The organism is Marinomonas sp. ef1, assembly GCF_002806845.1.
Classification (GTDB): domain Bacteria; phylum Pseudomonadota; class Gammaproteobacteria; order Pseudomonadales; family Marinomonadaceae; genus Marinomonas; species Marinomonas polaris.
The window spans coordinates 46,806-72,443 of record NZ_NHTT01000009.1; the positions used below are offsets into that span (position 1 = coordinate 46,806).

At 40.1% G+C, this 25,638-nt stretch carries 25 protein-coding genes; 6 read left to right on the top strand and 19 right to left on the bottom strand.

Features of this window, described 5'->3' with window-relative positions; translation table 11 throughout:
- Window positions 1-2: 2 nt before the first annotated feature.
- The 6 genes from era to glgC form a co-directional block, all read right to left on the bottom strand.
- Window positions 3-905: a GTPase Era gene (gene era / locus CCS02_RS13895; RefSeq protein WP_072839612.1), complete on the bottom strand. Its 903-nt coding sequence runs from the start codon at window positions 903-905 to the stop codon at window positions 3-5.
- The gene (rnc, locus tag CCS02_RS13900) at window positions 898-1,581 is read right to left on the bottom strand and encodes a ribonuclease III (protein WP_072839611.1); all 684 of its coding nucleotides are present in this window, start codon (window positions 1,579-1,581) and stop codon (window positions 898-900) included. Before rnc ends, era begins: the two co-directional genes overlap by 8 nt.
- 17 nt (window positions 1,582-1,598) lie before the next feature.
- Complete coding sequence (lepB, locus tag CCS02_RS13905) at window positions 1,599-2,423, bottom strand: signal peptidase I (RefSeq protein WP_100636888.1); 825 nt, start codon at window positions 2,421-2,423, stop codon at window positions 1,599-1,601.
- A 50-nt stretch (window positions 2,424-2,473) separates the two neighbouring features.
- A complete protein-coding gene (gene lepA, locus CCS02_RS13910) occupies window positions 2,474-4,279 on the bottom strand; it encodes a translation elongation factor 4 (RefSeq protein WP_072839609.1) in 1,806 nt (601 codons plus the stop codon).
- Window positions 4,280-4,526: 247 nt separating this feature from the next.
- A complete protein-coding gene (locus tag CCS02_RS13915; protein WP_072839608.1) occupies window positions 4,527-5,159 on the bottom strand; it encodes a riboflavin synthase subunit alpha in 633 nt (210 codons plus the stop codon).
- A gap of 372 nt (window positions 5,160-5,531) precedes the next feature.
- A complete protein-coding gene (gene glgC, locus CCS02_RS13920; protein WP_100185995.1) occupies window positions 5,532-6,785 on the bottom strand; it encodes a glucose-1-phosphate adenylyltransferase in 1,254 nt (417 codons plus the stop codon).
- A 93-nt stretch (window positions 6,786-6,878) separates the two neighbouring features.
- Between glgC and glgA the strand changes: the two genes are divergently transcribed.
- Window positions 6,879-8,315, top strand: coding sequence for a glycogen synthase GlgA (gene glgA / locus CCS02_RS13925; protein ID WP_100185994.1), 1,437 nt, complete (start codon window positions 6,879-6,881; stop codon window positions 8,313-8,315).
- A gap of 60 nt (window positions 8,316-8,375) precedes the next feature.
- Here glgA and CCS02_RS13930 read toward each other — a convergent pair whose 3' ends face one another.
- Both CCS02_RS13930 and CCS02_RS13935 read right to left on the bottom strand, forming a co-directional pair.
- Entirely contained in the window at window positions 8,376-9,203 is an 828-nt protein-coding gene (locus tag CCS02_RS13930; RefSeq protein ID WP_100185993.1) for a substrate-binding periplasmic protein, read from the bottom strand.
- 284 nt (window positions 9,204-9,487) lie between these two features.
- Entirely contained in the window at window positions 9,488-11,665 is a 2,178-nt protein-coding gene (locus CCS02_RS13935; protein WP_232617055.1) for a transglycosylase domain-containing protein, read from the bottom strand.
- A gap of 409 nt (window positions 11,666-12,074) precedes the next feature.
- Here CCS02_RS13935 and CCS02_RS13940 point away from each other — a divergent pair, with 409 nt between their 5' ends.
- Window positions 12,075-12,404 carry a Rieske (2Fe-2S) protein gene (locus CCS02_RS13940; RefSeq protein WP_072839604.1) on the top strand — a complete coding sequence of 110 codons (330 nt, stop codon included), beginning with the start codon at window positions 12,075-12,077 and terminating at the stop codon, window positions 12,402-12,404.
- A 111-nt stretch (window positions 12,405-12,515) separates the two neighbouring features.
- On the opposite strand, the gene CCS02_RS13945 is transcribed toward CCS02_RS13940, so the two are convergent.
- Complete coding sequence (locus CCS02_RS13945; RefSeq protein ID WP_100636889.1) at window positions 12,516-12,965, bottom strand: DUF2798 domain-containing protein; 450 nt, start codon at window positions 12,963-12,965, stop codon at window positions 12,516-12,518.
- A 102-nt stretch (window positions 12,966-13,067) separates the two neighbouring features.
- On the opposite strand from CCS02_RS13945, the gene CCS02_RS13950 reads away from it, so the two are divergent.
- The gene (locus CCS02_RS13950; RefSeq protein WP_072839602.1) at window positions 13,068-13,514 is read left to right on the top strand and encodes a MarR family winged helix-turn-helix transcriptional regulator; all 447 of its coding nucleotides are present in this window, start codon (window positions 13,068-13,070) and stop codon (window positions 13,512-13,514) included.
- A gap of 12 nt (window positions 13,515-13,526) precedes the next feature.
- On the opposite strand, the gene CCS02_RS13955 is transcribed toward CCS02_RS13950, so the two are convergent.
- Both CCS02_RS13955 and CCS02_RS13960 read right to left on the bottom strand, forming a co-directional pair.
- Complete coding sequence (locus tag CCS02_RS13955; protein WP_100185991.1) at window positions 13,527-14,165, bottom strand: HD domain-containing protein; 639 nt, start codon at window positions 14,163-14,165, stop codon at window positions 13,527-13,529.
- Window positions 14,166-14,293: 128 nt separating this feature from the next.
- Complete coding sequence (locus CCS02_RS13960; protein WP_100185990.1) at window positions 14,294-14,905, bottom strand: OmpW family outer membrane protein; 612 nt, start codon at window positions 14,903-14,905, stop codon at window positions 14,294-14,296.
- A 315-nt stretch (window positions 14,906-15,220) separates the two neighbouring features.
- Here CCS02_RS13960 and CCS02_RS13965 point away from each other — a divergent pair, with 315 nt between their 5' ends.
- Window positions 15,221-16,096, top strand: a complete 876-nt coding sequence (locus CCS02_RS13965; RefSeq protein WP_100185989.1) for a carboxylate/amino acid/amine transporter — start codon at window positions 15,221-15,223, stop codon at window positions 16,094-16,096.
- A gap of 72 nt (window positions 16,097-16,168) precedes the next feature.
- Here CCS02_RS13965 and CCS02_RS13970 read toward each other — a convergent pair whose 3' ends face one another.
- On the bottom strand, window positions 16,169-16,909 hold the full coding sequence (locus tag CCS02_RS13970; RefSeq protein ID WP_100636890.1) for a YccT family protein: 741 nt from the start codon (window positions 16,907-16,909) through the stop codon (window positions 16,169-16,171).
- 251 nt (window positions 16,910-17,160) lie between these two features.
- On the opposite strand from CCS02_RS13970, the gene CCS02_RS13975 reads away from it, so the two are divergent.
- Window positions 17,161-18,198 (top strand): GGDEF domain-containing protein, encoded by a 1,038-nt coding sequence (locus CCS02_RS13975; protein ID WP_100185987.1) that lies wholly within the window; start codon window positions 17,161-17,163, stop codon window positions 18,196-18,198.
- Window position 18,199: 1 nt separating this feature from the next.
- On the opposite strand, the gene CCS02_RS13980 is transcribed toward CCS02_RS13975, so the two are convergent.
- The 5 genes from CCS02_RS13980 to CCS02_RS14000 form a co-directional block, all read right to left on the bottom strand.
- On the bottom strand, window positions 18,200-18,628 hold the full coding sequence (locus CCS02_RS13980) for a GNAT family N-acetyltransferase (protein ID WP_072839596.1): 429 nt from the start codon (window positions 18,626-18,628) through the stop codon (window positions 18,200-18,202).
- Window positions 18,629-18,658: 30 nt separating this feature from the next.
- Entirely contained in the window at window positions 18,659-19,138 is a 480-nt protein-coding gene (locus CCS02_RS13985) for an MgtC/SapB family protein (protein ID WP_072839595.1), read from the bottom strand.
- A gap of 209 nt (window positions 19,139-19,347) precedes the next feature.
- Window positions 19,348-19,647 (bottom strand): AtuA-related protein, encoded by a 300-nt coding sequence (locus CCS02_RS13990; protein ID WP_072839594.1) that lies wholly within the window; start codon window positions 19,645-19,647, stop codon window positions 19,348-19,350.
- Window positions 19,648-19,650: 3 nt separating this feature from the next.
- Window positions 19,651-20,988: an acyclic terpene utilization AtuA family protein gene (locus CCS02_RS13995; protein WP_100636891.1), complete on the bottom strand. Its 1,338-nt coding sequence runs from the start codon at window positions 20,986-20,988 to the stop codon at window positions 19,651-19,653.
- Between the two features lie 97 nt (window positions 20,989-21,085).
- Window positions 21,086-22,396 (bottom strand): CitMHS family transporter, encoded by a 1,311-nt coding sequence (locus CCS02_RS14000; RefSeq protein WP_072839592.1) that lies wholly within the window; start codon window positions 22,394-22,396, stop codon window positions 21,086-21,088.
- Window positions 22,397-22,714: 318 nt separating this feature from the next.
- Here CCS02_RS14000 and CCS02_RS14005 point away from each other — a divergent pair, with 318 nt between their 5' ends.
- Window positions 22,715-23,635 (top strand): LysR family transcriptional regulator, encoded by a 921-nt coding sequence (locus CCS02_RS14005; RefSeq protein WP_100636892.1) that lies wholly within the window; start codon window positions 22,715-22,717, stop codon window positions 23,633-23,635.
- 78 nt (window positions 23,636-23,713) lie between these two features.
- Here CCS02_RS14005 and CCS02_RS14010 read toward each other — a convergent pair whose 3' ends face one another.
- Together CCS02_RS14010 and CCS02_RS14015 are read right to left on the bottom strand one after the other, a co-directional pair.
- Window positions 23,714-25,132, bottom strand: coding sequence for an esterase-like activity of phytase family protein (locus CCS02_RS14010; protein WP_100636893.1), 1,419 nt, complete (start codon window positions 25,130-25,132; stop codon window positions 23,714-23,716).
- A gap of 163 nt (window positions 25,133-25,295) precedes the next feature.
- Window positions 25,296-25,559: a hypothetical protein gene (locus CCS02_RS14015; RefSeq protein ID WP_100636894.1), complete on the bottom strand. Its 264-nt coding sequence runs from the start codon at window positions 25,557-25,559 to the stop codon at window positions 25,296-25,298.
- Between the last annotated feature and the right edge of the window lie 79 nt (window positions 25,560-25,638).

A 25,638-nucleotide genomic window follows, 5' to 3' on the forward strand; every position in this document is an offset into this window, starting at 1 on the left:
AATTATTCTTCCTGATAACCTAAACTGGCTAACGCTCGCTCATCATCGGACCAACCAGAACGTATTTTGATCCAGAGATTCAACATCACTTTATGCTGAAATAAATTCTCCATATCAATACGAGCTTCTTTACCGATAAGCTTAATTTTATCGCCACGTTCGCCGATAATTATGCGCTTTTGACCATTTCGCTCAACCAAAATTAACGCACTAATATGAATAGCAGATTCTTCGTAAACAAATTCCTCAATCTGCACAGCCACTTCATAAGGCACTTCTTGGCCAAGCTGACGAGTGATTTTTTCACGTACTATTTCAGCTGCCAAAAATCGTGAGCTACGGTTGGTAATCTGATCTTCAGGGTAAAATTGTACCCCTTCTGGAATATAGCTTTCTACCAAGCGCTCCAAACGATCTAAGTTGTTATTACGCAACGCTGAAATAGGCACTATCTGTGCAAAATTCATACGATCAGATAAGTTAGCCAAACGTGGTAATAGATCTTCTTTCTGATCCAATTGATCCACTTTATTCACTACCAAGATAACAGGGCAGCGCGCATGTTTGACCTTTTGAAGAACTGATTCATCTTCCTCAGTCCAACGATCAGCATCAATAACGAACAACACCACATCAACATCTTTCAATGCCGCTGCTGCAGTTTTATTCATAATACGGTTAATGGCTTTGGTTTCACCTAAATGCAGTCCAGGTGTATCAACATAAATAGCCTGAACGTGACCTTCGGTTTTCACACCAAGAATCTGATCACGTGTTGTCTGTGGCTTACGTGAAGTAATAGATAATTTTTGACCCAAGATGTGATTAAGCAAAGTTGACTTACCCACATTTGGGCGCCCAACAATGGCAATATAACCACAGTGCGTAACTTCAACTTCAGACATCTTTCTTTTCCAGTTTTTTCAATGCTTTTGCAGCTGCATTTTGCTCTGCAATTCGACGGCTATTACCCTTACCTTCAATAAACTCTTCACAGAGTTCAATGTGACAATGAACATAGAAAGTCTGATCATGGGGATCACCTACAATATTAACCACATCATATTGAGGCAACGCATGCTTACGAGCTTGCAAAAATTCTTGTAGACGAGTTTTAGCATCTTTAGTAACAATCTTTAGCGACGTAGCATCCAAACGTTCTTTGTACCACGCTAATATATGCTGGCGACAAACATCCATGCCGGCATCTAAATACATGGCACCTATAATCCCTTCTACGGTATCTGCCAAAATAGAGTCACGTCGAAAACCACCACTCTTCAATTCCCCAGCACCTAGTTTAAGGTAGTCACCCAATTCAAACTCTCTGGCCAATTCAGCTAAAGTATCGCCTTTTACTAACGAGGCTCTCAAACGGCTTAGTTCGCCTTCTTTGGCTTTTGGAAAACGGTGAAAAAGATCTTCCGCTATCACGTAATTAAGAATCGAGTCACCCAAAAATTCAAGGCGCTCATTATTTTTTCCACCAAAACTACGGTGCGTTAGCGCCAGTTCAAGCAGTCCAAGGTCAGCAAAAAAGTAACCAATTCGCCGACTCAGCTTCTGATACAATGAACTCAAAATGTCTCCAAAAATACTTATTCAATCAAACCGTTATTTTTAAAGCTTGGGATACTAAAAAAATTGTCCCAATGCAGCCAAACATAAAAGGCACGACCTTTCATGTTTTCATCTGGGACAAAACCCCAAAATCGGCTATCAGCGCTATTATCTCTATTATCACCCATCACAAAGTAATGCCCTGCTGGTACAGTCCATTCACCTTCATGGGGAGTAAATCGGTAACTATTATAAATATCGTGTTGTACACCACCTAAGTTTTCACTAAACAAGTCTACAGGCTCTTGGTCTGGGTTCAATGACACGGGCAACTTAGCTAAAAACTCTTTACTAACTTGCTGACCATTGATCGTCAAAACCTTATTGTGATAGCTCACTTGATCACCAGGCAGACCAACTAGACGCTTAATGTAGTTTAGACTAGGATCACGAGGATATTTAAAAACAACCACATCCCCACGTTTTGGCTCTGTAGTAGGAATAATAGTTGTATTTAGAACTGGCAAACGAAGACCATAATCAAATTTATTCACCAGAATAAAGTCGCCTATTTTTAACGTTGGCAGCATGGAACCGGATGGAATCTGAAAAGGTTCAACAACAAAAGAACGTAGACCAAAAATAACCGCAATAATAATGAAGTATGACTTCACTTCCACAACAAACTTAGGTGTTTCAGCCAATCGCTGCTGAGCATCTTTACTCAAAGCGGTTCGCGCTTCTGTCGCCATATTTGCTAAAACAACTTTACGCTTTGGTAAATACACAATGCGGTCGTAAACCCAGAAGACACCTGTCACCAAAAACGCAATGGCCAGTATCAATTCGAAATCAAAACCCATAGTTCATTTCTCCACCAAGGTGTGCATTGGCACACCTGTTGATTATCTGGCTAGCTATCTAGTTGCAAAACCGCAAGGAAAGCAGATTGTGGCACTTCAACGTTACCAACCTGTTTCATACGTTTTTTACCGTCTTTCTGTTTCTGTAACAATTTCTTCTTACGACTCACGTCACCACCGTAACACTTGGCAATAACGTTTTTACGCAGTGCTTTAACCGTGGTACGTGAAATCACTTTCGCGCCAACTGCACCCTGAATCGCCACATCAAACATCTGACGAGGAATCAAGTCTTTCATTTTTTCGCATAGGGCACGGCCTTTAAACTGCACATTATCTTTGTGCATAATAAGCGCCAATGCGTCTACGCGCTCACCGTTGATCAGAATGTCCAAACGACATAGAGGAGCAGCACTAAAGTGAGAAAAGCTGTAATCCAAAGACGCAAAACCACGGCTACACGATTTCAATTTATCGAAGAAATCCATTACCACTTCGTTCATTGGTAATTCGTAACGTAATTGCACTTGTCGACCAACGTATAACATGTCCTTTTGAACGCCACGCTTTTCAATACACAAAGTAATAACGTTACCTAAATATTCCTGTGGCACCAATATATTGGCTTCCACAATAGGCTCACGCATTTCTTTAATGGTACCTGGATCGGGCATTTTTGACGGACTGTCTACATTGATCACGTCACCATTATTCAGTTCAATTTCATACACTACGGTTGGAGCTGTAGAGATCAAATCAAGGTCATATTCACGCTCTAAACGTTCTTGGATGATCTCCATATGCAGCATACCCAAGAAGCCACAACGGAAACCAAAGCCCAAAGCATCGGAGCTCTCTGGTTCAAAAAACAATGACGCGTCATTCAATGTCAGCTTATTCAAAGCGACACGAAAGTCTTCATAATCATCAGAGCTAACAGGGAACAAACCAGCATAAACTTGTGGTTTTACTTTCTTGAAACCCGCTAACTGAGGCACATTAGGCGTCGAAGCATGAGTAATGGTGTCCCCCACTGGTGCACCATGAATGTCTTTAATGCCCGCAACAACGAAGCCCACTTCCCCCGCTCTCAACACGCCAGTTTCTTTACGTTTTGGTGTGAAAATACCTGCCATATCAACAGGGTGAGACTGCTTAGTAGATTTAATATAAATCTTGTCTTTCTTGCGTAAAGTACCCTGTTTGATACGAACAAGAGAAACCACACCTAAGTAATTATCAAACCAAGAGTCGATAATAAGTGCTTGAAGCGGCGCATCGACATCGCCTTCTGGTGGTGGAATGGTCGCAACTAAACGTTCCAGAACATCATCAACACCCATGCCTGTTTTTGCAGAACAAGTCACGGCATTCATCGCATCGATACCAATAATCTCTTCAATCTCAGCACTAACACGTTCTGGTTCAGCCTGAGGTAAGTCGATTTTGTTCAATACTGGCATAACTTCGAGGCCTTGCTCGATTGCGGTATAACAGTTAGCAACAGATTGAGCTTCAACACCTTGCGCAGCATCAACCACTAGCAATGCACCTTCACAGGCAGCAAGTGAGCGAGAAACTTCGTAAGAGAAATCCACGTGTCCAGGCGTATCGATAAAGTTCAATTGATAAACTTGGCCATCTTTCGCATGGTAGTCAAGCGTTACACTTTGCGCCTTGATGGTAATGCCTCGTTCACGCTCGATGTCCATAGAATCGAGAACCTGAGCTGACATTTCACGTTCGCTCAGACCTTCACAAGTCTGAATAAAGCGATCGGCTAAGGTAGATTTACCGTGGTCAATATGGGCAATTATAGAAAAATTGCGTATGTGCTTAAGATTATTGGAAGACACTATTTACTCACACTTTAAAAGCGATATTTGAATGATTACCTGTTGATAAATGAGTCACATATGCACATTTTTTAGTCTAAATAGCGCATTAGTCAGCTAACATCATCATGCCAGCCCAATGAAAAAACTTATCAACAAGTATTCAGGATAGAAATTGGCGAGCATTCTACCGAAAATCGAGCGCGGACTCCATTTATTTCAGAGATCAAACAAGATAGAGCCTCAGTAATTCAAGTGAAATTTGTCTTTAAGGTAAGACAATCCCTCGCTCTTTTAAAATACGCTCAACGGTATCGACTGTTGCCTGTGTATGCGCATCTATTTCAAGATTCACTTTATCGCCAACCGTCAAACTACTAAACGTCGTTAATCTTAGGGTTTCAGGAATCAAAGAAACCTCTAGCCAATCATTGCCAATATCACTGATCGTCAAACTTGCGCCATTTAAACCGACATAGCCTTTATTGAATAAGTAACGTCTAGCGTCTACTTCATTTTGGCGATCAGTCGTAAAACGAATATGAACGCTTTCTTCAATTTTTTCGATGCGTGATACGGTGACAGACGTCATGATGTGCCCGGACATAACATGACCGCCAATCTCGTCACCCATTTTTGCCGCGCGCTCAAAATTAACGACATCTCCAGTCTGCAACAAGCCAATATTGGTGAGTGCCAAAGTGGTATCAATAACATCAAACGTTAGTACGTCATGACCAATTTCCGCCACCGTAAGACAAACACCATTTATCGCCACACTGGCACCAAGTTGCTGGCTCAGCATAACCCCAGCAGGAAAAACTATTTCAAGACGCTTATTTCGACCGACCTGACTCTCTGCCTGAACAGTCGCTTTGCCCTGAACAATACCCGTAAACATAAAACGCCCTCATTTTCAGGTGAAAATATAAACACATTAGCCAAATAACATACGTTAAATCAAAGACTGCAGAAGAAATGAACACCCATGACCAAAGCAGCATAGTGACTGGTTTTGCGTAAGTTATCAAAGATTCACCAATAGGGTTATCCACAGGTTACGGGGATAACCGACATTCAATCCAATAACTAAAAATCTAAACCCTACTAATGCGCCCAATTTATCGTTTTTCAAGCACTAGCAGAACAATAGTTAAATAAAAAACAACCATCCACAAAATAAAATACGCTTTTATCACTTAATTTAGGTATAAAAAAACCGCTTAAAACAGCGGTTTTTCATCACATAAAACAGAACTAAATCATCAAAAAACTAGTCAGATAATGCCTCGATCATGCCCTGTGTCACCAAGGTAATACCATCTGAATTTCGATAAAAACGCGCTGCATCAGCAACCGGATCTTCACCGATAACAGTACCTTCAGGAATACAACAATCAGAATCCACGACCACTTTATTCAAGCGGCAATGTCGACCAATATCACAACGAGGCAATATCACCGACTTATTAACATGAGAATAAGAGTTCACTCGAACATTATTAAATAAGATGGATTGCTCAACCGTTGAGCCAGATACAATACAACCCGCGGACACCACAGAATTCAGCGCGGTGCCAATTCGTTCTTCGTAATTGTAATTAAACTTAGCCGCTGGACGCTGATATTGGGCAGTACGAATCGGCCACTCTTCATCGTATAAATCCAATTCAGGAACCAAACGAGTCAAGTCCATATTAGCTTCCCAATAGGCCGTCAAAGTCCCTACATCACGCCAATAAGGCTCATCTGGATAGCTCTTATTGTCAATGACACTGTTAGCAAAATGGTGGGCTTTAATTTTACTGCGACCAACAAACAAAGGGATTAAGTCTTTACCAAAGTCATGGCTCGATGCATCGTCACTCGCATCAGAACGCAAATTATCAGATAAAAATTTAGTGTTAAAAATATAAATCCCCATGCTCGCAAGCGATACATCCGGCTTACCTGGCATAGTGGGAGGATTCGAAGGTTTTTCCTCGAACGCAATAATATTGTCGTTTTCATCCACGTGCATGATGCCAAATTGATCAGCTTCTTTCAGCGGCACTTCTATGCAAGCCACAGTGACATCAGCTCCGCTTTCGATATGATCTTGTAGCATGAGACTGTAATCTTGCTTGTAAACATGGTCACCGGCAAGAATCAAAATATACTCACTTTCTAGGCCATCAATCATGGTCAAATTTTGATAAACAGCATCTGCAGTACCACGATACCAATCACTGCCAGTCTGCTGCTGAGCAGGCCATAGCTCAATGAATTCGTTGAAATCTGAACGAAGAAAGTTCCAACCCCTTTGAACATGTTGATTTAGAGTATGGGAGCGGTATTGAGTTAGGACTGCAATACGACGCATGCCTGAGTTGATACAGTTAGATAGCGGAAAGTCTATAATTTTATATTTACCTGCAATAGGTACTGCAGGTTTAGAACGATTATCTGTTAATTGTTTTAATCTTGAACCACGTCCACCGGCTAGAATAATGGACAGAGTTTTCATACGCGCCGTATTTAAATCCATGTGATGCCCTTAAAATTTTTATCAACACACTCTATTCGAAGTTTCATTTAGGTATACTCTTATCACTATTCCAAATCAATAAGATGCCTAATAATGAAAATACTATTTGCTGCCTCCGAAATTTACCCCCTAATTAAAACCGGTGGCTTAGCCGATGTAGCTGGCGCCCTACCCGTTGCTTTGAGAAAAAAAGGCCACGATGTCAAACTTATCATGCCTGCTTACCAAGGCATACTCGAAAAGGTAGCGCCAATTCAAAAGAGTATCAACCTAGGAAATCCATTTGGCGTTGGAGATTTGTTACTTCTTGAAACTCATATCCCCGAAAACGATACACCAATTTGGTTACTACAATGCCAAGCACTGTATGAACGTGAAGACGGGCCTTATGTAGATAAAAGCGGCATAGACTTTGAAGATAACCATATACGATTTGCCGCGCTATCATGGGCTGCAGCTACGTTAGCACTTCATGGACACCTTATGGATTGGCAGGCAGATATACTTCATTTAAATGATTGGCAAACGGGTTTTGCTGCTGCTTATCTTGAAAGTTGGAAAGTTGAACACATCCCAGTTGTCACGACCGTACATAATTTACGTTATAACGGTAGTTTTGATATGAATCAATTTTCCGCCATGCACTTATCACCAGAATTACTCAGTATGCACGGCATGGAGTTTTATGGCCGATTCTCTGGCCTTAAAGCTGGACTAGTCTACGCGAACGCTGTGACCACAGTCAGTCCCACTTATGCCAAAGAGATTCTCACCCCAGAGTATGGAGACGGTCTAGATGGCACACTCAGAGCGATGCAAGACAGGTTAGTTGGCATTTTAAATGGTGTCGACTACGATCAATGGTCACCAGAGAAAGACGCTCTAATCCCACATAATTACGGTATAGACACACTCAGTCAAAAACAGGCTAACAAGCTCGCTTTATTACAGGAAAATGGTCTATCAGAAGACCTCAACCAGCCAGTATTTGGTGTTGTTAGCCGACTAACAGAACAAAAGGGATTAGATCTTGTTTTGCAAGTTATGCCAACTCTGTTAGAAAAAGGCGCTCTACTTGTAGTATTAGGTTCAGGAGATAAATATTTAGAATCTCAGTATTTAGAACTTCAAAATAATTACCCAAACCAAGTCTCAGTTCGTATCGGATACTTTGAAGATTATTCTCATCGTATCCAAGCAGGTATCGATGCGCTACTAATTCCGTCACGTTTTGAACCTTGTGGCTTGACGCAACTCTATGCACTTAAATACGGAACTTTACCCATAGTAAGACAAACTGGTGGCTTAGCTGATACGGTATTCGAAGAAGGTGAGCGTGCGAATGGTTTTGTCTTTAAGGAAGCCTCAACAATGGCTTTACAAGCAGCGATGGAGCGCAGTATGGAGTGTTTCTATGATACTAATCGTTGGCGAGAAAAACAAAAAAATGCGATGAGTTATGACTACAGTTGGGATGTAGTGACAGATCAATGGATTCGCCTCTATGAATCACTGATTCATCAAAAGTAATCAATAAAAACAAAGGGATATCTCATCATATATCCCTTTTTAATTCATTTAAATTAACATTTACTTTAGAGTTATACCTGCTCGGCTACGGGCTTCCCATTCCTGTACACCATCAAGTACTGCCTGTTCAGTGAAGCCTTCTTGTTTCATTTCCTGCAAAGCAATAGCAATCTTGCGCTTAACACCGTTAACGTTGCAAGGTGACTTCTTAGACATAGTCAGATACAAACCTTCACTGCTGATATAAGGCAATACAGGAATGACGGCATCAGACAAACCCAACATAGTTGCATAAGCATGCGCTGGATTTTTTTCATACAAGACATAATCTACTCGATCCGCAGCCAACATCCTTAACGCTTGTGACAAGCTGGCTACCGCCAATATATTAAGGTTATGTTGAGCATATTGATCAAACTCTTGTCCAAAACTGTTATTAATAACAGTCACTCCCCACTTTCCAACCAGATCTTCTTTTCGACTAAATGAAAAAGGTTTGTCCTTACGCTGCCAAACCACACTTGCAGTATGTAACATCACTGGCGTGAAATAATCCATATAATCGGCTCGCTCGTTTGTATAAAAAGCACCAGCCATAAGATCAACACGACCATTCTTCACTTCACCTTGAGCTCGTGACCAAGGCCCAACATGAATAAGTCTAATAGGGATATCAATACGACGACTTAATTCATCAATGATAAGACGATTAACGCCATGTAACTCTGTTGAAGTGGACGTTTCTCGCCACAAAAAAGGAGGGTATTCTGAGTTACCAGATGCCGTAAGAGAGGCACAAGAAGACAAGTCGTCTTGTGCGAAAGCGATATCAGTATTAAAAAAAGTCACCGCTAATAAACAGCAAACCATGTGTGTGTGCAGCCGCATACAGCGCCACTCCCTTACAAATAAAATTCAAACGATAAGCGAAGCTTTTTTCTTTTGCATATATAAGGTGGTGTTATTTCTAAGAAGCATTTTAATTCACTTCTCATCTCGACAACTTTTCCCAAATCGCCTTAATATCCTAAGTCCATAAAGGCACCAATAACCTTCAACAACAATTACTTAACTTTAAAAATGAAAGTAATCTGTTTATTTTCAACAGCCTAAAAGGCTATATAAGAACTAAACAATTATCAATCTTCTTTTCTAGTTTCATATATATGAATTTAGAAAGGCCAAAAACATGAAGTACTATCTTTTGGCTCAGTACCTAAAATAAACGCTAGCGGTGTCTTGTCTTTACAGCGGTCTGCCGCGATTTCAAACTTACTATCTAAGACATTGTAGCGAGCGGCACCGTTAGGCAAAGTATCAGGTAAAGACCTCGAGTTTACATTTTTGGTGAAATCCACCCACACTTTTAATGCGCCGCTACTACCAGTAATGCTTAACGGTACGTTATTATCATCACCAAGCCATACCGTAGACGAATAATCACCAGTGATTCCGACAAACCAACTGTCTTTTTGCTGGTTTGTTGTTCCCGTTTTAGCCGCAAAATTTAGATCTGGAAAAGCAGCTTGAGCCGCCTTAGCTGTACCGATTTTTGGTGTTTTTGTCATACCATCCAAGGTCACAGCAAGTAAGGCATCAGTAAAAGGCACATCATTATGCTGATCAAATCGCTTCATGAGCTGATCCTTCTGATCCATAACAGCAAGCACGACCCCCAACTCACTACTCTTTCCTTGAGAGGCAATAGGTTGATATAGACGAGATACTTCAAAGGGAGATAATTCTAGTGCTCCCAGAGCCATCGCTGGATGCATAGTAAAAGGTCGTTTTACACCCAACTGTCGCAAGGTATCACCCACTCGATCAAAACCGATTTGCTGTGCTAATGAAACAGTCGCTAGGTTATAGGATTTCGCCATCGCCTCATAAAGATGTACGACACCATGAGTTCTTCTATCGTAGTTCTCAGGTTCCCAAACCTGACCACCTATGTTAAAGCGCAGTTTTTTATCTTCAATTTCAGTCCACCATGTATAGCGTCCAGTTGCTAACGCAGATAAATAAAGCGGTGGTTTCACCAATGAACCGATAGGCCTAACCGCCCCTAACGCTCGATTAAAACCAGTATAATGCTGTCCACTAGAACCAACCACGGCACGTACTTGCCCATTCAGCCTATCCGTAACAACCATAGCGCCTTGCAGACCATTTAATTTAGGATCACGCTTTTCCAATGCTGCCACTTGACGCTGCATCGCTAAACTTGCCGCTCGCTGTGCTCGTATGTCGACCCCAGTATAAATGCGTAAGTTTTTCGTCGCTAAAGTAGTTTCATCAAAATCTCGCGACAATTGCATAGCAACCAAATCTAAATAATCGCCAAACACTGAGCGTTCTTTTTGCTTATCAGCAAGTCGGATAGGTTGCTTTATAAGGCTATTGTAATCAACATCAGATAAACGGCCTTGGTTTTTCAATATAGCCAGTACGGTATTACGGCGATCTTTTGCACGATTTGGAGATCGCTCAGGATTGTAAAGAGATGGGCCTTTAACCATACCAACTAACAGAGCAAATTCATCGATATTTAGTTCATTCAACGGGCGACCAAAAAAATGCTGGCTAGCCGCAGCAAAACCATGCAAGGCACTGCTGCCCAACTGAGCTAAATACACTTCGTTCATGTAAGCCGTGATAATGGCCTCTTTCGAATAATGGTACTCAAGCAGTAAGCTCATCACCACTTCAGTCAGCTTTCGCGTGTAAGTTCGCTCAGAACTCAAATACATATTCTTCACAAGCTGCTGAGTTAAGGTAGAGCCACCTTGGCGTCGTGAGCCATGAGTTAAGTTAACTAGCGCAGCTCGCGCAATACCAGTCGGAGAAATTCCCCAATGCTGATAAAAATCCTGATCCTCTACCGCAATCAAAATATCAATCAGGGGCTTAGGAATATCATCATATGTTAAAATTTGACGGCTTTCTGTATTACCGCCATACAAGAAGCCAATACGCTGAGGCTCTATCCTTGCCTCGTCTATTTCATCACCATTCAATGCTTGAATAACTAAGCGACCATCTTGGAACGAAAAAATACGCCTTTCACTTTCATGAAATCCCAAATGATCAACATAGGAACGCAAATGTGCACTGACTTTCGTTTGACTACGAGCAGCCCAGCCAACGTTTTGACTATTTCGACCAAATCGGTAACCAGTTTCTTCCAATAAACTTTCGAGGTCTTGCTTTTTCCAAGGTGCTCCACTTGATAATATAACAGGTGCACTGTAGACCTCTGAAGGCACTTGCCATTTCTGCCCTTCAAAACGGCTAACAACTTGCCCATTTAGCCACCATACCCAACCAGCGAAAGGAATACTTCCTATCAAAGCAATAATTACCCCCCATTTAAAAAGGGCACAGAACAGCCTCTTCAAAAAGGAAGATTGTGATGTTTTTTTCTTTTGAGTCGGGGACTTACGTGAAGATTTTGCCGGAGTTTTTTTAGTCATAGCGGGTAAGTATAGGGAGCTTGCCGAAAGCAAGCAACGACCTAAAATCAACTAACTCAATTCTTGCATATTGACTCATCGCTCATAGCGCTTTAGAGTCTTTGCTCACGGAAAGTTTATTTAACTGACATTTTGCTGAACTTTATTCACTTAGTCAGCGGTAGAATTGAAAGAAAACACCACTAAAATGTGAGGATTTTTGTTCTCACTCTAGTTCGCATGATTATGGAAAGCGTCAATTCTACTGAAGTAAACAACATTCATTATAAAAAAGTGCGGTAATCACGTGTTTAATAAATACCTTATCCCTGATGCGCAAAACCTTCCTGAAGGCAAAGCATTAAACATAACAGTAGAAAAATATAACTTTTTAGTAACTAAGCAACAAGGTCAAATTCTTGCTTATGAAAACTTATGCCCTCATCAAAAAAAGCAACTTAATTGGTCTTCTGATCCTGCGTTAGATGAGGAAGGTGATTATTTAAAATGTCATCATCATGGCGCTCTTTTCTCTCCACTAGACGGTACATGTATTACCGGCCCATGCCAGGGAAGCCACCTCAAAAAAGCGACAGTCGGTATAGAACAGGGCAACTGCTATCTGCTTTTTGCTTAATCAGCCACTGAGTATTATTGACGTCATGAAAATCATAACGGACGATGGCTATGATGAGATGAACTCTTAGCTAAGCTTCTGTTTCTAATGGTTTTCATATCAAGAAGCCATTCAAGCTTTAGCCCAAAACACAGCCAGCTTTGGCTTAATAACAAGCGACATTAAAATAGAAATAACCAGACCTGCAGGTAACGCAGAAATAAAAGTCGCCCCCCACAGATCAATAAACTTATCTAGAACAAGAAAACCATGCAAATTTATTGTCGTTACAATAGCCATAATGGATTCCATTATCACCGCCATGACAAATCCGAAAACAATATTTTTTTGTGTCATAGACAAAGTATAAAACACTTTATTGACAAGACTATTCGTCACAACAGAAATCACACCACCGATTGGTGCAATACACAAAACACACAATGCAAAAGAGGAAAGCCAAGCCCCCATAAAGCCATCAGTAAAACCAATATTCTTCCAAGTCATTAGTAGGGTTAAAGAACCTCCTATAGCAATAACAAAACTAACGATAATAGCAATTTTTTGAACTTTCTTTGACATAGATCTGCTCGCAGTGAATGATAAGGTTAATACGGTAAATTAAATTGACAAAGTCAACTATATTAAATTATGTTGACATAGTCAACTACATTGGAATTTTCTATGCAGCATTACGAGTCAGAACTACAAACTCTTCTCATAAATACAATCGGTGGATTAAAAGCTTCAATGAAAAACATCATGAAAGAAAAAGGATTACCACTCTCTCCTTTATATTTTATGATTCTGAAACATATCCATGAGACAGAGAACTGCACGGCAAATTATCTTGCAGATATAACCGAAAGAGACAAAGGCCAAGTCACTCGATTGGTTCAAGAAGTAGTGAACCAAGAGCTTGTTATTAAGACCCAGAATCCACATGATAAACGTAGTCAGTTTCTTCTATTAACCGAGAAAGGCTTAGGATTTTATCAACAATTAGCAAAAGCAGACAAAGCGGTTCTAAAAGAAATGAGAGCAGATGTTAGTGATGAAGAACTGAAGAAATTCTTAGAAATTGGCGCAAAAATGCTAACAAATTTGCACGCTATTAATGACAAAGTGTAGAAGAGGTTTAAATTAAACCTCTAATGCTAGATCACCTAAAAATATACGCATTACTCTTTCTCGTCTTTTGCCCTCCAACCGCGCTGAAGGCGTATTCAAGCTATCTGCAATATGAAACAACTTGTTATAAAAATGGTCTATAGAATAAAACGTATCATCAGGCTCTCGTATTTCGCAAAACGGGTCATTAAGGGAATATAAAGGACGATTTAGTGCTCCACTTACTTGCATACATCGAGCAATACCGATTGCACCCAATGCATCTAACCGATCAGCATCTTGTACTATTTTAGCTTCAGGAGTTTCTGGCGAGATATTGGCACTAAAACTATGAGCGCGAATAGCATGATGTATCGCACCATAATATTCGCTTGGATAATGAATTGAGGCCAAGAAGTTAATAGCTCTATCTCCTGCCAATGTAGAGGCTAAATGACGCTCTGGATGGTTTTTAGGCAAAGAAACGCAATCATGCAGCCAAGCAGCAGGAACCACAACAGCCAAGTCTGCTCCCTCTTCAATCGCAAGTTGTTTTGCTACTTTTACCACTCGGGAAATATGGTTCAAATCATGAGCAGAATCCGCATGCCCTTGAGCTTGCAAAAATACACTGCAACGGTGTTCAAGTTCGGATAAAAAATCTAATAACATCGTTTTTCCAAGAGAGACAAAATAGCTATGTAAAAATGAAAAGCCTACCCCAGTCCTATAAAACAACACAACGAAAAAAGGCTTTGATTCAAAAAATCAAAGCCTTTGCTTTTCTTAAATACTCGTTATTAGAAAGTATAACCAACACTTGCCATGAAGGTAATAGGATCAATATCAGCGTTAAAGGTTCCTACTGTTGTATGCACATCAGTATTAATATCCATGTACCAGAGAGACGCGTTAGCAAACCAGTTTTCAGCAAAATTGACATCAACACCTACTTGAGCAGCTAGACCAAAAGAGTTATCAAGACTCACATCAGTACCAGCCAATGCACCTTTACCTTTTTCATCAAAGAAAATAGTATAATTCAAGCCAGCGCCAATATAAGGACGGATTTTGCTATTTGCCTGACCAAAATAATATTGCGCCATTAAAGAAGGTGGTAAATGCGATACTTCAGCCACTTCACCTAAACCTTTAGTCGATACCTTATGAGTAAAAGGCGAAGCAGCTAGCAACTCAACACCAAACTGATCTGTCAGCATGTAGGTAAGAGTAACGCCAACTTGAGTATCGCTATCAAGCTCCAATTCACCTTTATTCAATACATCATCACTGCTTTCGTTTGGCATCACTACTGCAAGGCCTGCACGAGCAAAAACATCCCCTGCATTATGAGCCAATGCAACTGATGAGCAAAGCGCAGAAACAAGAGCGACAGGAAGTAGAGCTTTCATAATAAGATTCCTTTTTTGATCAATAAAATGTCTGTGACAAAAAAGGTAACAGGATGAAAAATAAAATTATTAATCTAGATCAAGGTTTTGCGGTAACTCAAAGGACAATGTCGACAATACCCTAGGTAGGTCAACAAAAGATCAACTACCTAAATCAAATCACTTTTCACTCAATCTTGCAGATAAAAAGACCCGTCCGATAAAAGATCAGACTGCACACACTAGTAAACCAAAGAAAATAATAAAGTAAACTATTTTACCATTCACCTATAAATCGGTAAACTTTGCGAAAATTTTCATCTGGAATAAACCAATATGCCAATACTAATTGCAGTGACCTTACTTTGGGCTTTTTCGTTTAGCTTGATTGGGGTGTATCTTGCCGGTCAGGTCGACGCCTGGTTCTCTGTTTTAATGCGTGTAACACTTGCAACTGTGGTTTTTTTGCCCTTCTTAAAACTACGTCAGATTGAAGCAAAAATCGCTTTTAAATTAATGGTATGCGGCGCTCTACAGCTTGGCATTATGTATGGGTTTTATTATCAATCCTTCCTATATTTATCCGTTCCTGAGGTTTTACTATTTACAGTTATGACACCACTATATGTCACTCTAATTAATGACATGCTAGATCGCCGTCTTAATATAGGCTTTGCCATTAGTGCAATCTTAGCCATTCTTGGAGCTGTTGCCATTCGCTACCAAGGAGTAGACGAAGGGTTTATTAAAGGATTGTTAATCGTTCAAGGTGCTAACATTTGCTTTGCTTCAGGACAAGTTGGTTATAAACGTATTATTGCAAAGGAACGCCCAGATCTATCACAACGTACGGTATTTGGCTGGTTTTTCCTTGGAGCCTTGGCCGTTGTTATTCCTTGTTTCTTAGCATTAGGAAATCCAGATAAACTACCAACAACAACGCTTCAATGGTCAATTTTGACTTATCTTGGCATAGTTGCTTCTGGCTTAGGTTATTTTGCTTGGAATAAGGGCGCTACAATGGTGGATATTGGCACTCTTGCTGTTGCTAATAACCTTTTAATACCTGCTGGAATTGTCGTCAATGTGATTTTTTGGAACAGAGATGCCGATATTTTACGTCTAGCCATTGGTGGCGGGGTTATATTATTGGCACTTTGGGTAAACGATAAATTCAACCAAAAGTACGCCAAAGCACAAACCGACACTTAACTAAAATACGATAGATCAAAAAAACGCCCAGATTTTCATTGGGCGCTTTTTTAATTTATTAAAGTACATGTGCTATTCAACAAGCCAAACCTGTAAGGCTTTTTTCGCTTCTTTGTCTGCTTTATTGAACCAAAATTGAAACATTTCCAGCTGGATATTAGCAACTGTTGGCTTATACATATCATCTGCTATCCAGATACGCGCATCTTTACGAGTCACTTCGTCGGATTGATTATACCAAAATTGCATCATTTCTAACGCAACGTCTTCTGTCATAATAACAGGAGCAGGTACTGGACCAGAACCAGAACCAGAACCAGAGTTAGTATTGCTCGGTGAATTTTTGGCGGTTAGTCGCTCAATTTCTGTAACAAAATCACGGGTGTTCTGAAGTCCAGATTTAGTTTTCAAGCTTTGTTGTTTGTAGTCAACATCTTGACCATTTACGTTATCATAAATCGTAAATTGTGGGTCTTTGGCATTGGCCTCGGCCTGCTTTTGAGTCGATATATAAGGTGCTTTCAGCGTAAAATAGGTATTCTTTTCAAACTGTAAATCCAAAACAATTGGTTCAGATTGATATTTTTGTGTATCACCACCGCTTCGCAACAACTTGTTAAAACGCACAACTATCTGATGCTGACCTTCATCAATATCTACTTTAAAATCATTACCAAAATGACCTGCGCTTTCAAGATCGACATACATGATCTCAAAAGACCGTGGCACTTCAAATGTGGCAGCCATAGCTGGTAAAGTAACAAAACCACACCACAAAGCACCAAACGCAATAAAACGATTTCTTACTTTCATTTAACACTCCTTACAACACATAACAACATAGAGAACAAATCTAGCATATAGTTGTCTTTTATTTGCTTGGTTTACTTTACTTAGAAATCACTTGCTAGATTTTGTCTTTTTTCATCACAAAAAAGAGACAAGACGAAGGCTAAAATTGAAAAATCGAACAAGCATATCGCTATAAAATACAACTAGCGATTGATTAGTATGAATCTTTAATACTCATTATTTGTATCTAAAAAGGACAATGGCACAAGATTATGCCAAATAACACTCAAGTAGACCTAAATCATAAGCTCACTTTAAGAATAATTGAGCTGTCTATTATTACCATTTTTTTTGCTCTGATATTTCGACCTTTAATTGTTGATCTGCCAATTCAATTTACAGTAATCATTTTACTAGACTTAGTAATAGTCACAGCGCTATATGTAATTGTTCGCTTCTATATTCTACCCAAACTAGAGATTATTCTTTCTCTATGTACCGCCGTTATCATCCTTCTTCCCACATTAGCACTCTCGGGAGGAGTCAATAGTCAGGCAGCCTGTATTTTACCCTTATGCCCTATTTTTGCAGCTCTAATTGGGGGTTACCGCGAATCATTAATTATTACGATCATACTTGCCCTAGGCGTCATATTAGCGACCATTTTTAGTCAGCACATTACCGATTTAACAGGGGAGATTCACTCTCAACAAAAATCAATCGATCGAGGTTTTTGGTTAACAATTTCCATTATTTTTAGTGGCGTCTTTGGCCGCTTCTTTTTAAAAAGGTACGCTGAACTTACACAACAGCTGAAAAATGAAAATATCCAAGACCCCTTAACAGGATTATTCAATAGAAGAGGCTTAAACCTTCATTTTAGTACAGAGTTAGACAATGCAAACACGGCTAATTTGCCTTTAAGCCTTATTCTCATTGATATTGACTACTTTAAAAAAATAAACGACATGTATGGTCATGATATTGGTGATGTATGTCTAATAGAAATAGCTAACACCCTCTCACAAGCAATAAGAAAAAACGACATTATTGCCCGATTTGGAGGAGAAGAGTTCATCATTATCTTACCAAACACAGCAAAACATGATGCAGCCGTCATAGCGGATAAATTGAAAACGACAATAGAAAAACAAAAATTCAGTAAATTTAGCCTTGCACTCACGATCACACAAGGACTAACTGAGCGCCATCAAGATAATGATAACGCTCTAAAAATGATAAAACGCGCAGACAAAGCACTCTACAGAGGTAAAGATAAAGGACGTAATTGTGTAGAACTATCTGAGTAAACTATCCCTTATAAATGTCAGGCTGCCATTTTTGCATAAAGGTTGATGGTGAACTTAATGGTGTATAGCCAAACTGTTGATACAAGCTATGCGCATCTCGGGTTGCCAACAAGATTCTTCGTAATCCCTGTAGCGATGGGTGGTCATGGACTTCTTGCATGAGCCATTTTGACAACCCTTTACCACGATGAGCTTCATCAATAAAAACATCGGCCAAGTACGCAAAAGTTGCCTGATCCGTTATCATTCGAGCAAAACCAACTTGCTTACCTTCAGACGAAAACACACCAAAGCACAACGAATTATCTAAGGCCTTTTTAAACGTTTCTTTAGGGATGCCTTCCGCCCAATAAGTGCTTGATATATAAGTATGAATGGCATCAAAATCCATTTCTTCACGATGACTACTAACTCGATAACCTGAAACCATCTCCACCTCCAATATTGTCTTAAGTATTATTTAATCTCTCTTGCGCCACCGACTGTATTTAGAATGTACCCCCCGCGTAAAAGCCGACGAATATTCTTCAAGAATATCGACACCATATAATATAGCGACTACGATAAAAGACAGCTTTATCGCCACATAAGAGCCAATAATAGCAATGCACACACCGATTGCGGCCAGAGTCCAAATCGTCGCAGCCGAGGTAACACCAATAACCGCACCATCTTTAGACAACATAACTCCAGCCCCCAGAAAGCCAATCCCCGTAATCACCTGACCTATGATTCGCGATGGATCTGTAGTCTCAGCAGCAACAAACATCGACGATGCAATAAACACATAAGTCCCCAATACGATTAACGCTGAGGTTCTGATTCCTACGGGCTTACCTCTCAGTTGTCGCTCTAAGCCAACAATAACGCCACAAAAAATAGCAGTAGCAATCGAGCTCCAATTATAGGGAGCAACGGAAAATAACGATTCTAAATTCATATAATCTTTCTTAGGACAAACGCCATAACTAGAAGAATACAAGGAACGATAGCTCTCTTATAATGTACTGAATTTTTGACGTTAATACAGTTATTAATCAGGCATCAGATTAAAAATAAATAGAAAGGAGAAATATCAAGACTGGTACAAGAAGAGAGTATAAAGATAAAAAGCCTGTCATCAATTTTTGTGGCAGGCTTAAAAAACAGCTAAATATCAAAATCTAACAAAGCTGAGCTGAGACCCTTACCATGTATATCGAGAGCCAAAGAGCGAGTAACACCACCACCTAACGCTTCATACATAACAAAATTTAATGCACCGATAGCCGGTAGTTCGTAGCGCACAACTTCACCAGAGACAATATCACCAAACCAATTTTGTACTTTCTCTGCCGTCACAGCGTCTTTAATCAGCACATAATCATTAATGTCATAAACAATAAGAGAGATGTTTGAGATATTGCCCTTATCACCTGTACGGGAATGAGCGATGTCACGTAATTTCATTGCTTAACCCTCTAAAATTGTAATCATAGCGTGAACCTGAGATCGGGGAATCAAACTAGAATCCATAGCTAGTACTTCTTTCGCAGACTTCATAACACCACCGCCACCCGCAGGTCCATTGGTGTATAAAGTTTCAACTTCATTACCTACCGATATAGCTTCTTCTAATGTTGAGCAACGAACCGCTACACGAGCACGAATTTCATAAGGTTCATTTTGAGCTGATCTTGTTTCACCATGTAATGCATTCACGCCAACTAAATCATAGCGTGCTTCTAATGGTATAAATCCACACACCGAAAAACGCGCCTTCACGATATCTAAAGCCAACCGCCCCCGTGCAACAGCATTTGGTCCTGCATACGAAATTTCACCTTCGCCAATAAAGCCATCGTTATACCCTACAGACACCTTCAATGTATCTGTTCTAGGCAAACCACTTGCGCCTTTTACAGCAACACGATTCTCAGCTTCTTGTTGAAAAGTGACATTTGAGAAATCTGCAACAACATCAGGAGTAAAATACTGATCTGGTCGGTGGATTTCATACAACAGCTGCTCTTTGCAAGTGGCTTCACAAACCACACCACCAGAACCTTCGACTTTGGTGATAATCGCATCACCAGACTCATCGACCTCAGCAAGAGGAAAACCAAGACGAGCCAAATTCATCACATCCTTAACACCAGGATCAGCAAAATACCCGCCAGTTATTTGGCCTGCACACTCAAGCAAATGACCTATGCACGTACCTTTTCCCAATTTCCTCCAATCATCTCGGGACCAACCAAACTCATGCACCATAGGAGCAAGAAACAAAGAAGGGTCAGCAACTCGACCTGCAATCACCATATTGGCTCCGCTTTCCAATGCTTCAACTAAGCCTTCAATCCCCATATAAGCATTAGCCGATAAGATATCTTTGCCACTTTGAGATAAAGCGACATTCGCCTCGATCAGCTTTAAATCCAATCTCTGCAGTTCAGGCAACACATCGTCACCAGTGACCACCGCCACTTTAAATGACTTTAAGCCCAACTCCTTAGCAACACTCATTACCACATGTCCAGCTGCAATAGGATTAGCAGCACCCATATTAGTAATAATCCGCACCTTGTTCTTATAACAGCTTAGCAGTACGGCTCTCATTCGAGCTTCTAACAATTCGTTGTAACCTTTGCTCGAGTTCTGCTTTTTTTGCTTTTGACCTATGGCGATGGTTCGCTCAGCAAGACATTCAAATACTAAATAATCTAATTGACCTTTTTGAGCCAACTCTACCGCTGGCTCTATTCGATCACCTGCGTAACCTGCGCCAGAACCAATTCTGATTTTTTTCATGCTCTTATTTGATCCAATAAATTATTAGAAAAGCGCCAGTATAAGTGCACTACAGAAGGGAAATATCACCAAATAATAATGATAAATCCCCTTCGGCTTAAATACTTAATGCACCCGTAATCACAGCAACTAAAGTCATCACCATAGTCACTAAAAACGCTAATGGAATGGTCTTCTTTTGGTGATCAGCAAGATCAACACCCGCTAACCCAACCAATAAGAAAGTTGATGCAGTCAAAGGACTCACTGGAAAACCCGTTGTCATTTGACCGAGTAAAGCACCGCGAGCTACTTCAATACCACTTGCTCCTAAAGCTTCAGCCGCATGCGCTAAAACAGGCAACACTCCGAAGTAATATGAATCAGGGTCAAACAACAGACTTGCAGGCATAGATGTAATAGCAGTCAAAAGAGGAAAATGTGCACCTAGACTTTCTGGAACAATACCCACCAATGAAGTTGCCAATGCTTTAATCATGCCTGATCCCTTGAGGATGCCAGTAAACACGCCCGCGGCAAAAATAATTGAAATCATCAAAATAGCTGCGTGACCATGGGCCGTAATACGAGCTTGTTGTAACTTTACATTCGGGTAATTCACCAACAAGGCAATAGGTAAAGCAATAACAAATACAGCCGGTAAAGGCACACTTTTCGTAACCAGTGCCGTCAAAGCACCTACTGTAAGTAATAAATTAAACAGAAATAACTTAGGACGTTTTAGGTTAGCTTTGTCCTCATCTTCGCTATCATCAATACCAACAAACGATGAACCACTCCCCAACGTGCCGGCATTTGTCAAACGCACTTTTTCTTTTTTACCCAACCAAAAAGACACAGCAAGAACAGTTAATACCCCTGCTCCAAGCGCAGGTATAATTGGGTTGAATAGCTCAGAGATATCGATACCTAATGAGGAAGAAGCTCGTAATGTTGGGCCACCCCAAGGCACAATATTCATCGTGCCAGCCCCTAATGCAGCAATACAGGCAAGCACTTTACGATCCATTCCTAATCGATCATAAATAGGTATCATGGCAGGAATACAAACTAAAAAAGTAGATGCACCAGAACCATCCAAATGCGCTAACATGGCAATCAGCGCAGTACCAACCGCGATTTTGATTGGATCTTGTCCGCCAAATTTAATGATCCCTTTAATCATTGGATCAAACATCCCAGCATCATTCATCACAGAAAAATACAAAATAGCGAATGTCAGCATAATTCCGGTAGGTGCCACGCTTTTCAGCCCGTCTAAAATATAACCACCTAATTCAGAACTTAAACCCGCCAATAATCCAAACACGATAGGAACCAAAACTAAGGCCACAACGACCGACATACGTTTGGTCATGATAAGCGTCAATAACACCGCTATGGTGCAGAAACCCCAGAATGCCAACATTGAGCAACTCCTTATTATTATATTTGAAGCAATGTGACTGCTTTCAAAGATGAAAGCGAACATAATCAGGCTTTATTTCTACCATTAAACAAGTAAAAAACTCCAATCGAAAAAACAAATGAGCTTAATGGATATTCAAATTAAAAAAACAAAAACATATTTAAAAATCAAATAGGTATATATTAAATTCAAATAAAATTAAAAAATATTACACCGTCACATCGCCATAATTTGACGCTTACAACTTAGATGGTTAGTATCGTTTTGAATAAAAATGATTTAATGAGAATCAACCTAAACGCATAAAAAAGAAAAATAATGAATTTATCTATAAAACAGTTACGTGCATTTTTAGCGCTAAGTGACCATGATAGCTTTACTCAAGCGGCCAAGCGCTTTAATCTTTCACAGCCAGCTTTTAGTACCTTAATTGCCAGTCTTGAAGATGAAATCGGTTACCGTTTATTTGATAGAGATACACGTAAGGTAGAGTTAAACGCTAATGGTATTCATTTTATCGAAATCGCACGCCGCCTCATCCTAGATTACGATGAAGCCATCAATGAAATTGAAGCTCGAGCTTCAGGAAAAGATGGCACACTAACATTGAGCGTACTACCATCGCTCGCGGTAGAATGGCTACCTGAAATACTAGCCCAATACAGCACGATGCACCCACAGACCCAAATAAAATTAAATGATACTCAATGGAATCAATGCCTCAAATCCATTGTAAATAGCCAAGCAGATTTGGCGCTCACTGCCAGCCAACCCGCGACTAATATTTTTGATTCCCATTACTTATTTTCAGATAAATTTTATTTGCTCTGTCACGTCAATCACCCGCTAGCACAAAATAAAAAAGTAAAACTCAGCGATCTTTACAAATATCCATTTATTGGCTTTAGTCAACGTACAAGCATCCGCCAATACACAGACAAGCTATTTGAAAGCCAAGGAAAACAAATTAAGTACTCTTTAGAAGTGCAACAACTCACGACCATGATGGGGCTTATTTCTGCTAACTATGGTATTGGCATTACCAGCGGTTTAACGTTATTTCAATTTAAGCATCAAAATATTGCTATTGTGCCTTTTGAAGATGTCGATTTAGAAAGGGAGATTTATTTAGTGAGCTTGAAAAACAGAGCCCAACCTAGTCATGTAAAACTGTTTTCAGATTTTATTATAAATGAGGCCAAAAAATTCAACTCAAAAATAAAAACCATACAAGAATAGTTGTTTACGAAATATCAATAAAAAAGGAATACCTTTTGGCATTCCTTTTTTAAAAGAATATTTAAATGGGAAAAGTAGTTACTTACCCATTAAATCCGCTTTAATAATATAGAGTCGATTCGAATCAATAGTGTTTTTATCAAGGTGCTTTTGTTCTAGTTTGCCTTTGGTCGACCAAGTAGCAAAATCATCATCGTTCAGCACACCAAGATGATGTCCATCAATCACCCACAAACCTTCCATTTTATCGTGCGGATAAGCAACGGCTTTCACCATATCTACCACTAATGTTTTGTTAACTGGTTTAATTCCCTTTTCTGCTAACGCTTCCCAGCCATTTTTAATAGTGAACTGCTCTAACGTTAAGCCATCAATCATTAACCCATGGCTCTCATCACGAGTAATAGAAGAGGACAAAGCGACATTAGAAAGCGACGTTCCTGTGCTTAAGTCAATACGATAAACATGCTTTTGAGCATTCGGCTTAGCTTTCGGTTCACCATCTGGACCTCCGAAAAGAAAAGCACCATCTCGCTCGATAACCAAAAACTTATTAGCTGTTAAAGTAGATATTTCAGAATTAGAGTTTTCATTTTGTTCTTGGCGATACAAATACTGTTCAGTTTTACCTGTGATTAAATTCACTGTCACAATACGAGTCAAATCCGATTTTTGTGCAGCTTTATCAGGGTTCTGCAGCGTCGATTGCATCATACCTACTAAGCTAGTTTCATCTGGTGTGATGGCTAAACCTTCCATACCTCGGTTAGCACGACGATGCTGAAATACGGCAGGCAGGTGATAAATATCACGGCTGTCATCTTTAAAGGCATTAATACGACCAATCTCAACACCATTACTGTCAAAGTGGACAATATGTGGACCATATTCATCACTCACCCAAAAAGTTCCGTCTTTAAGAGCGACTAAACCTTCACCATCTAAACCGTAATCGTCTAATTTAATTGCGTTGGTTGCTTTGTCATAAGGCTTATTATCATTCATTAAAACAGGTTGACCATTTGAATGATAAGGCGTTTCCCCTGTACCACCTAACGCCGACGTATTCGGCAAACCGGAAATCAAACTACCTTCTGGGCGTTTCAGTAAAATACTTTTTACCATCGAAACCTTGCCATCAGCAGAAACTTCAAACAAACCGATACGTGGAGTATAAGACGCCACAGGGAAGCTCTTACCTTTACCATATTCACCACTGTAATCAGCATTCGGCCCACGGTCAGTTAGAGCATAAAACTGGTTAGCTTGATTAGGGTTCGCTGTCATGGCAGAACCAAAACCACCATTTCGAATTTCAAATGGCTGATTCGTTTTACTATCAATCAGATCATCACGCAATACGGAATACGGTAACTCACTACCTTGCTTTGGGAAGTTATCTACAAAACTAGACGTCGGTGCCGTTACTAAATTATTCGCGCAACCCGATAAAACACCAACAGAAACCAAACTTGCCAACCAGACCTTACTTGTCATTTTTTTACCCCTTTAGTGAAATTACACATCAGTGCATTTTATGATTCTGACTTAAAGATAAAGACTTGCCATGACGGTTTGATGAATAGGCATAAAAAAGCCCGAGCATTGGCTATCAATGACTCGGGCTGAGGTTACTATTTTTGATATAGCTTAATACGGCTTATTGACTCAATGCTCCTGTCGGACCACCACCACGATGATCTCCTCCAGTGTAGATTTCATCGTCTTCGTTGACTGCATTTTTACCAGCCCCCCCCTTTTCAACTTTAGCGGCACTGGCAGATCCAGTCAGTGGCCCTGTAGGACCACCACCACGATGATCACCACCGTGATAACCATTATTCGAAAATAACGAGCATGCTGTTAAATTCATCAAAACTATGGCAATGACCAACAGTTTTATTCTTTGATTTACTACTTTCACACAGATACTCCGTTAAATATCACTGGCTCATGCTAAATCGCTTACCAACGAACAGTAAGGCGAGCGTTTTAAGAATAAA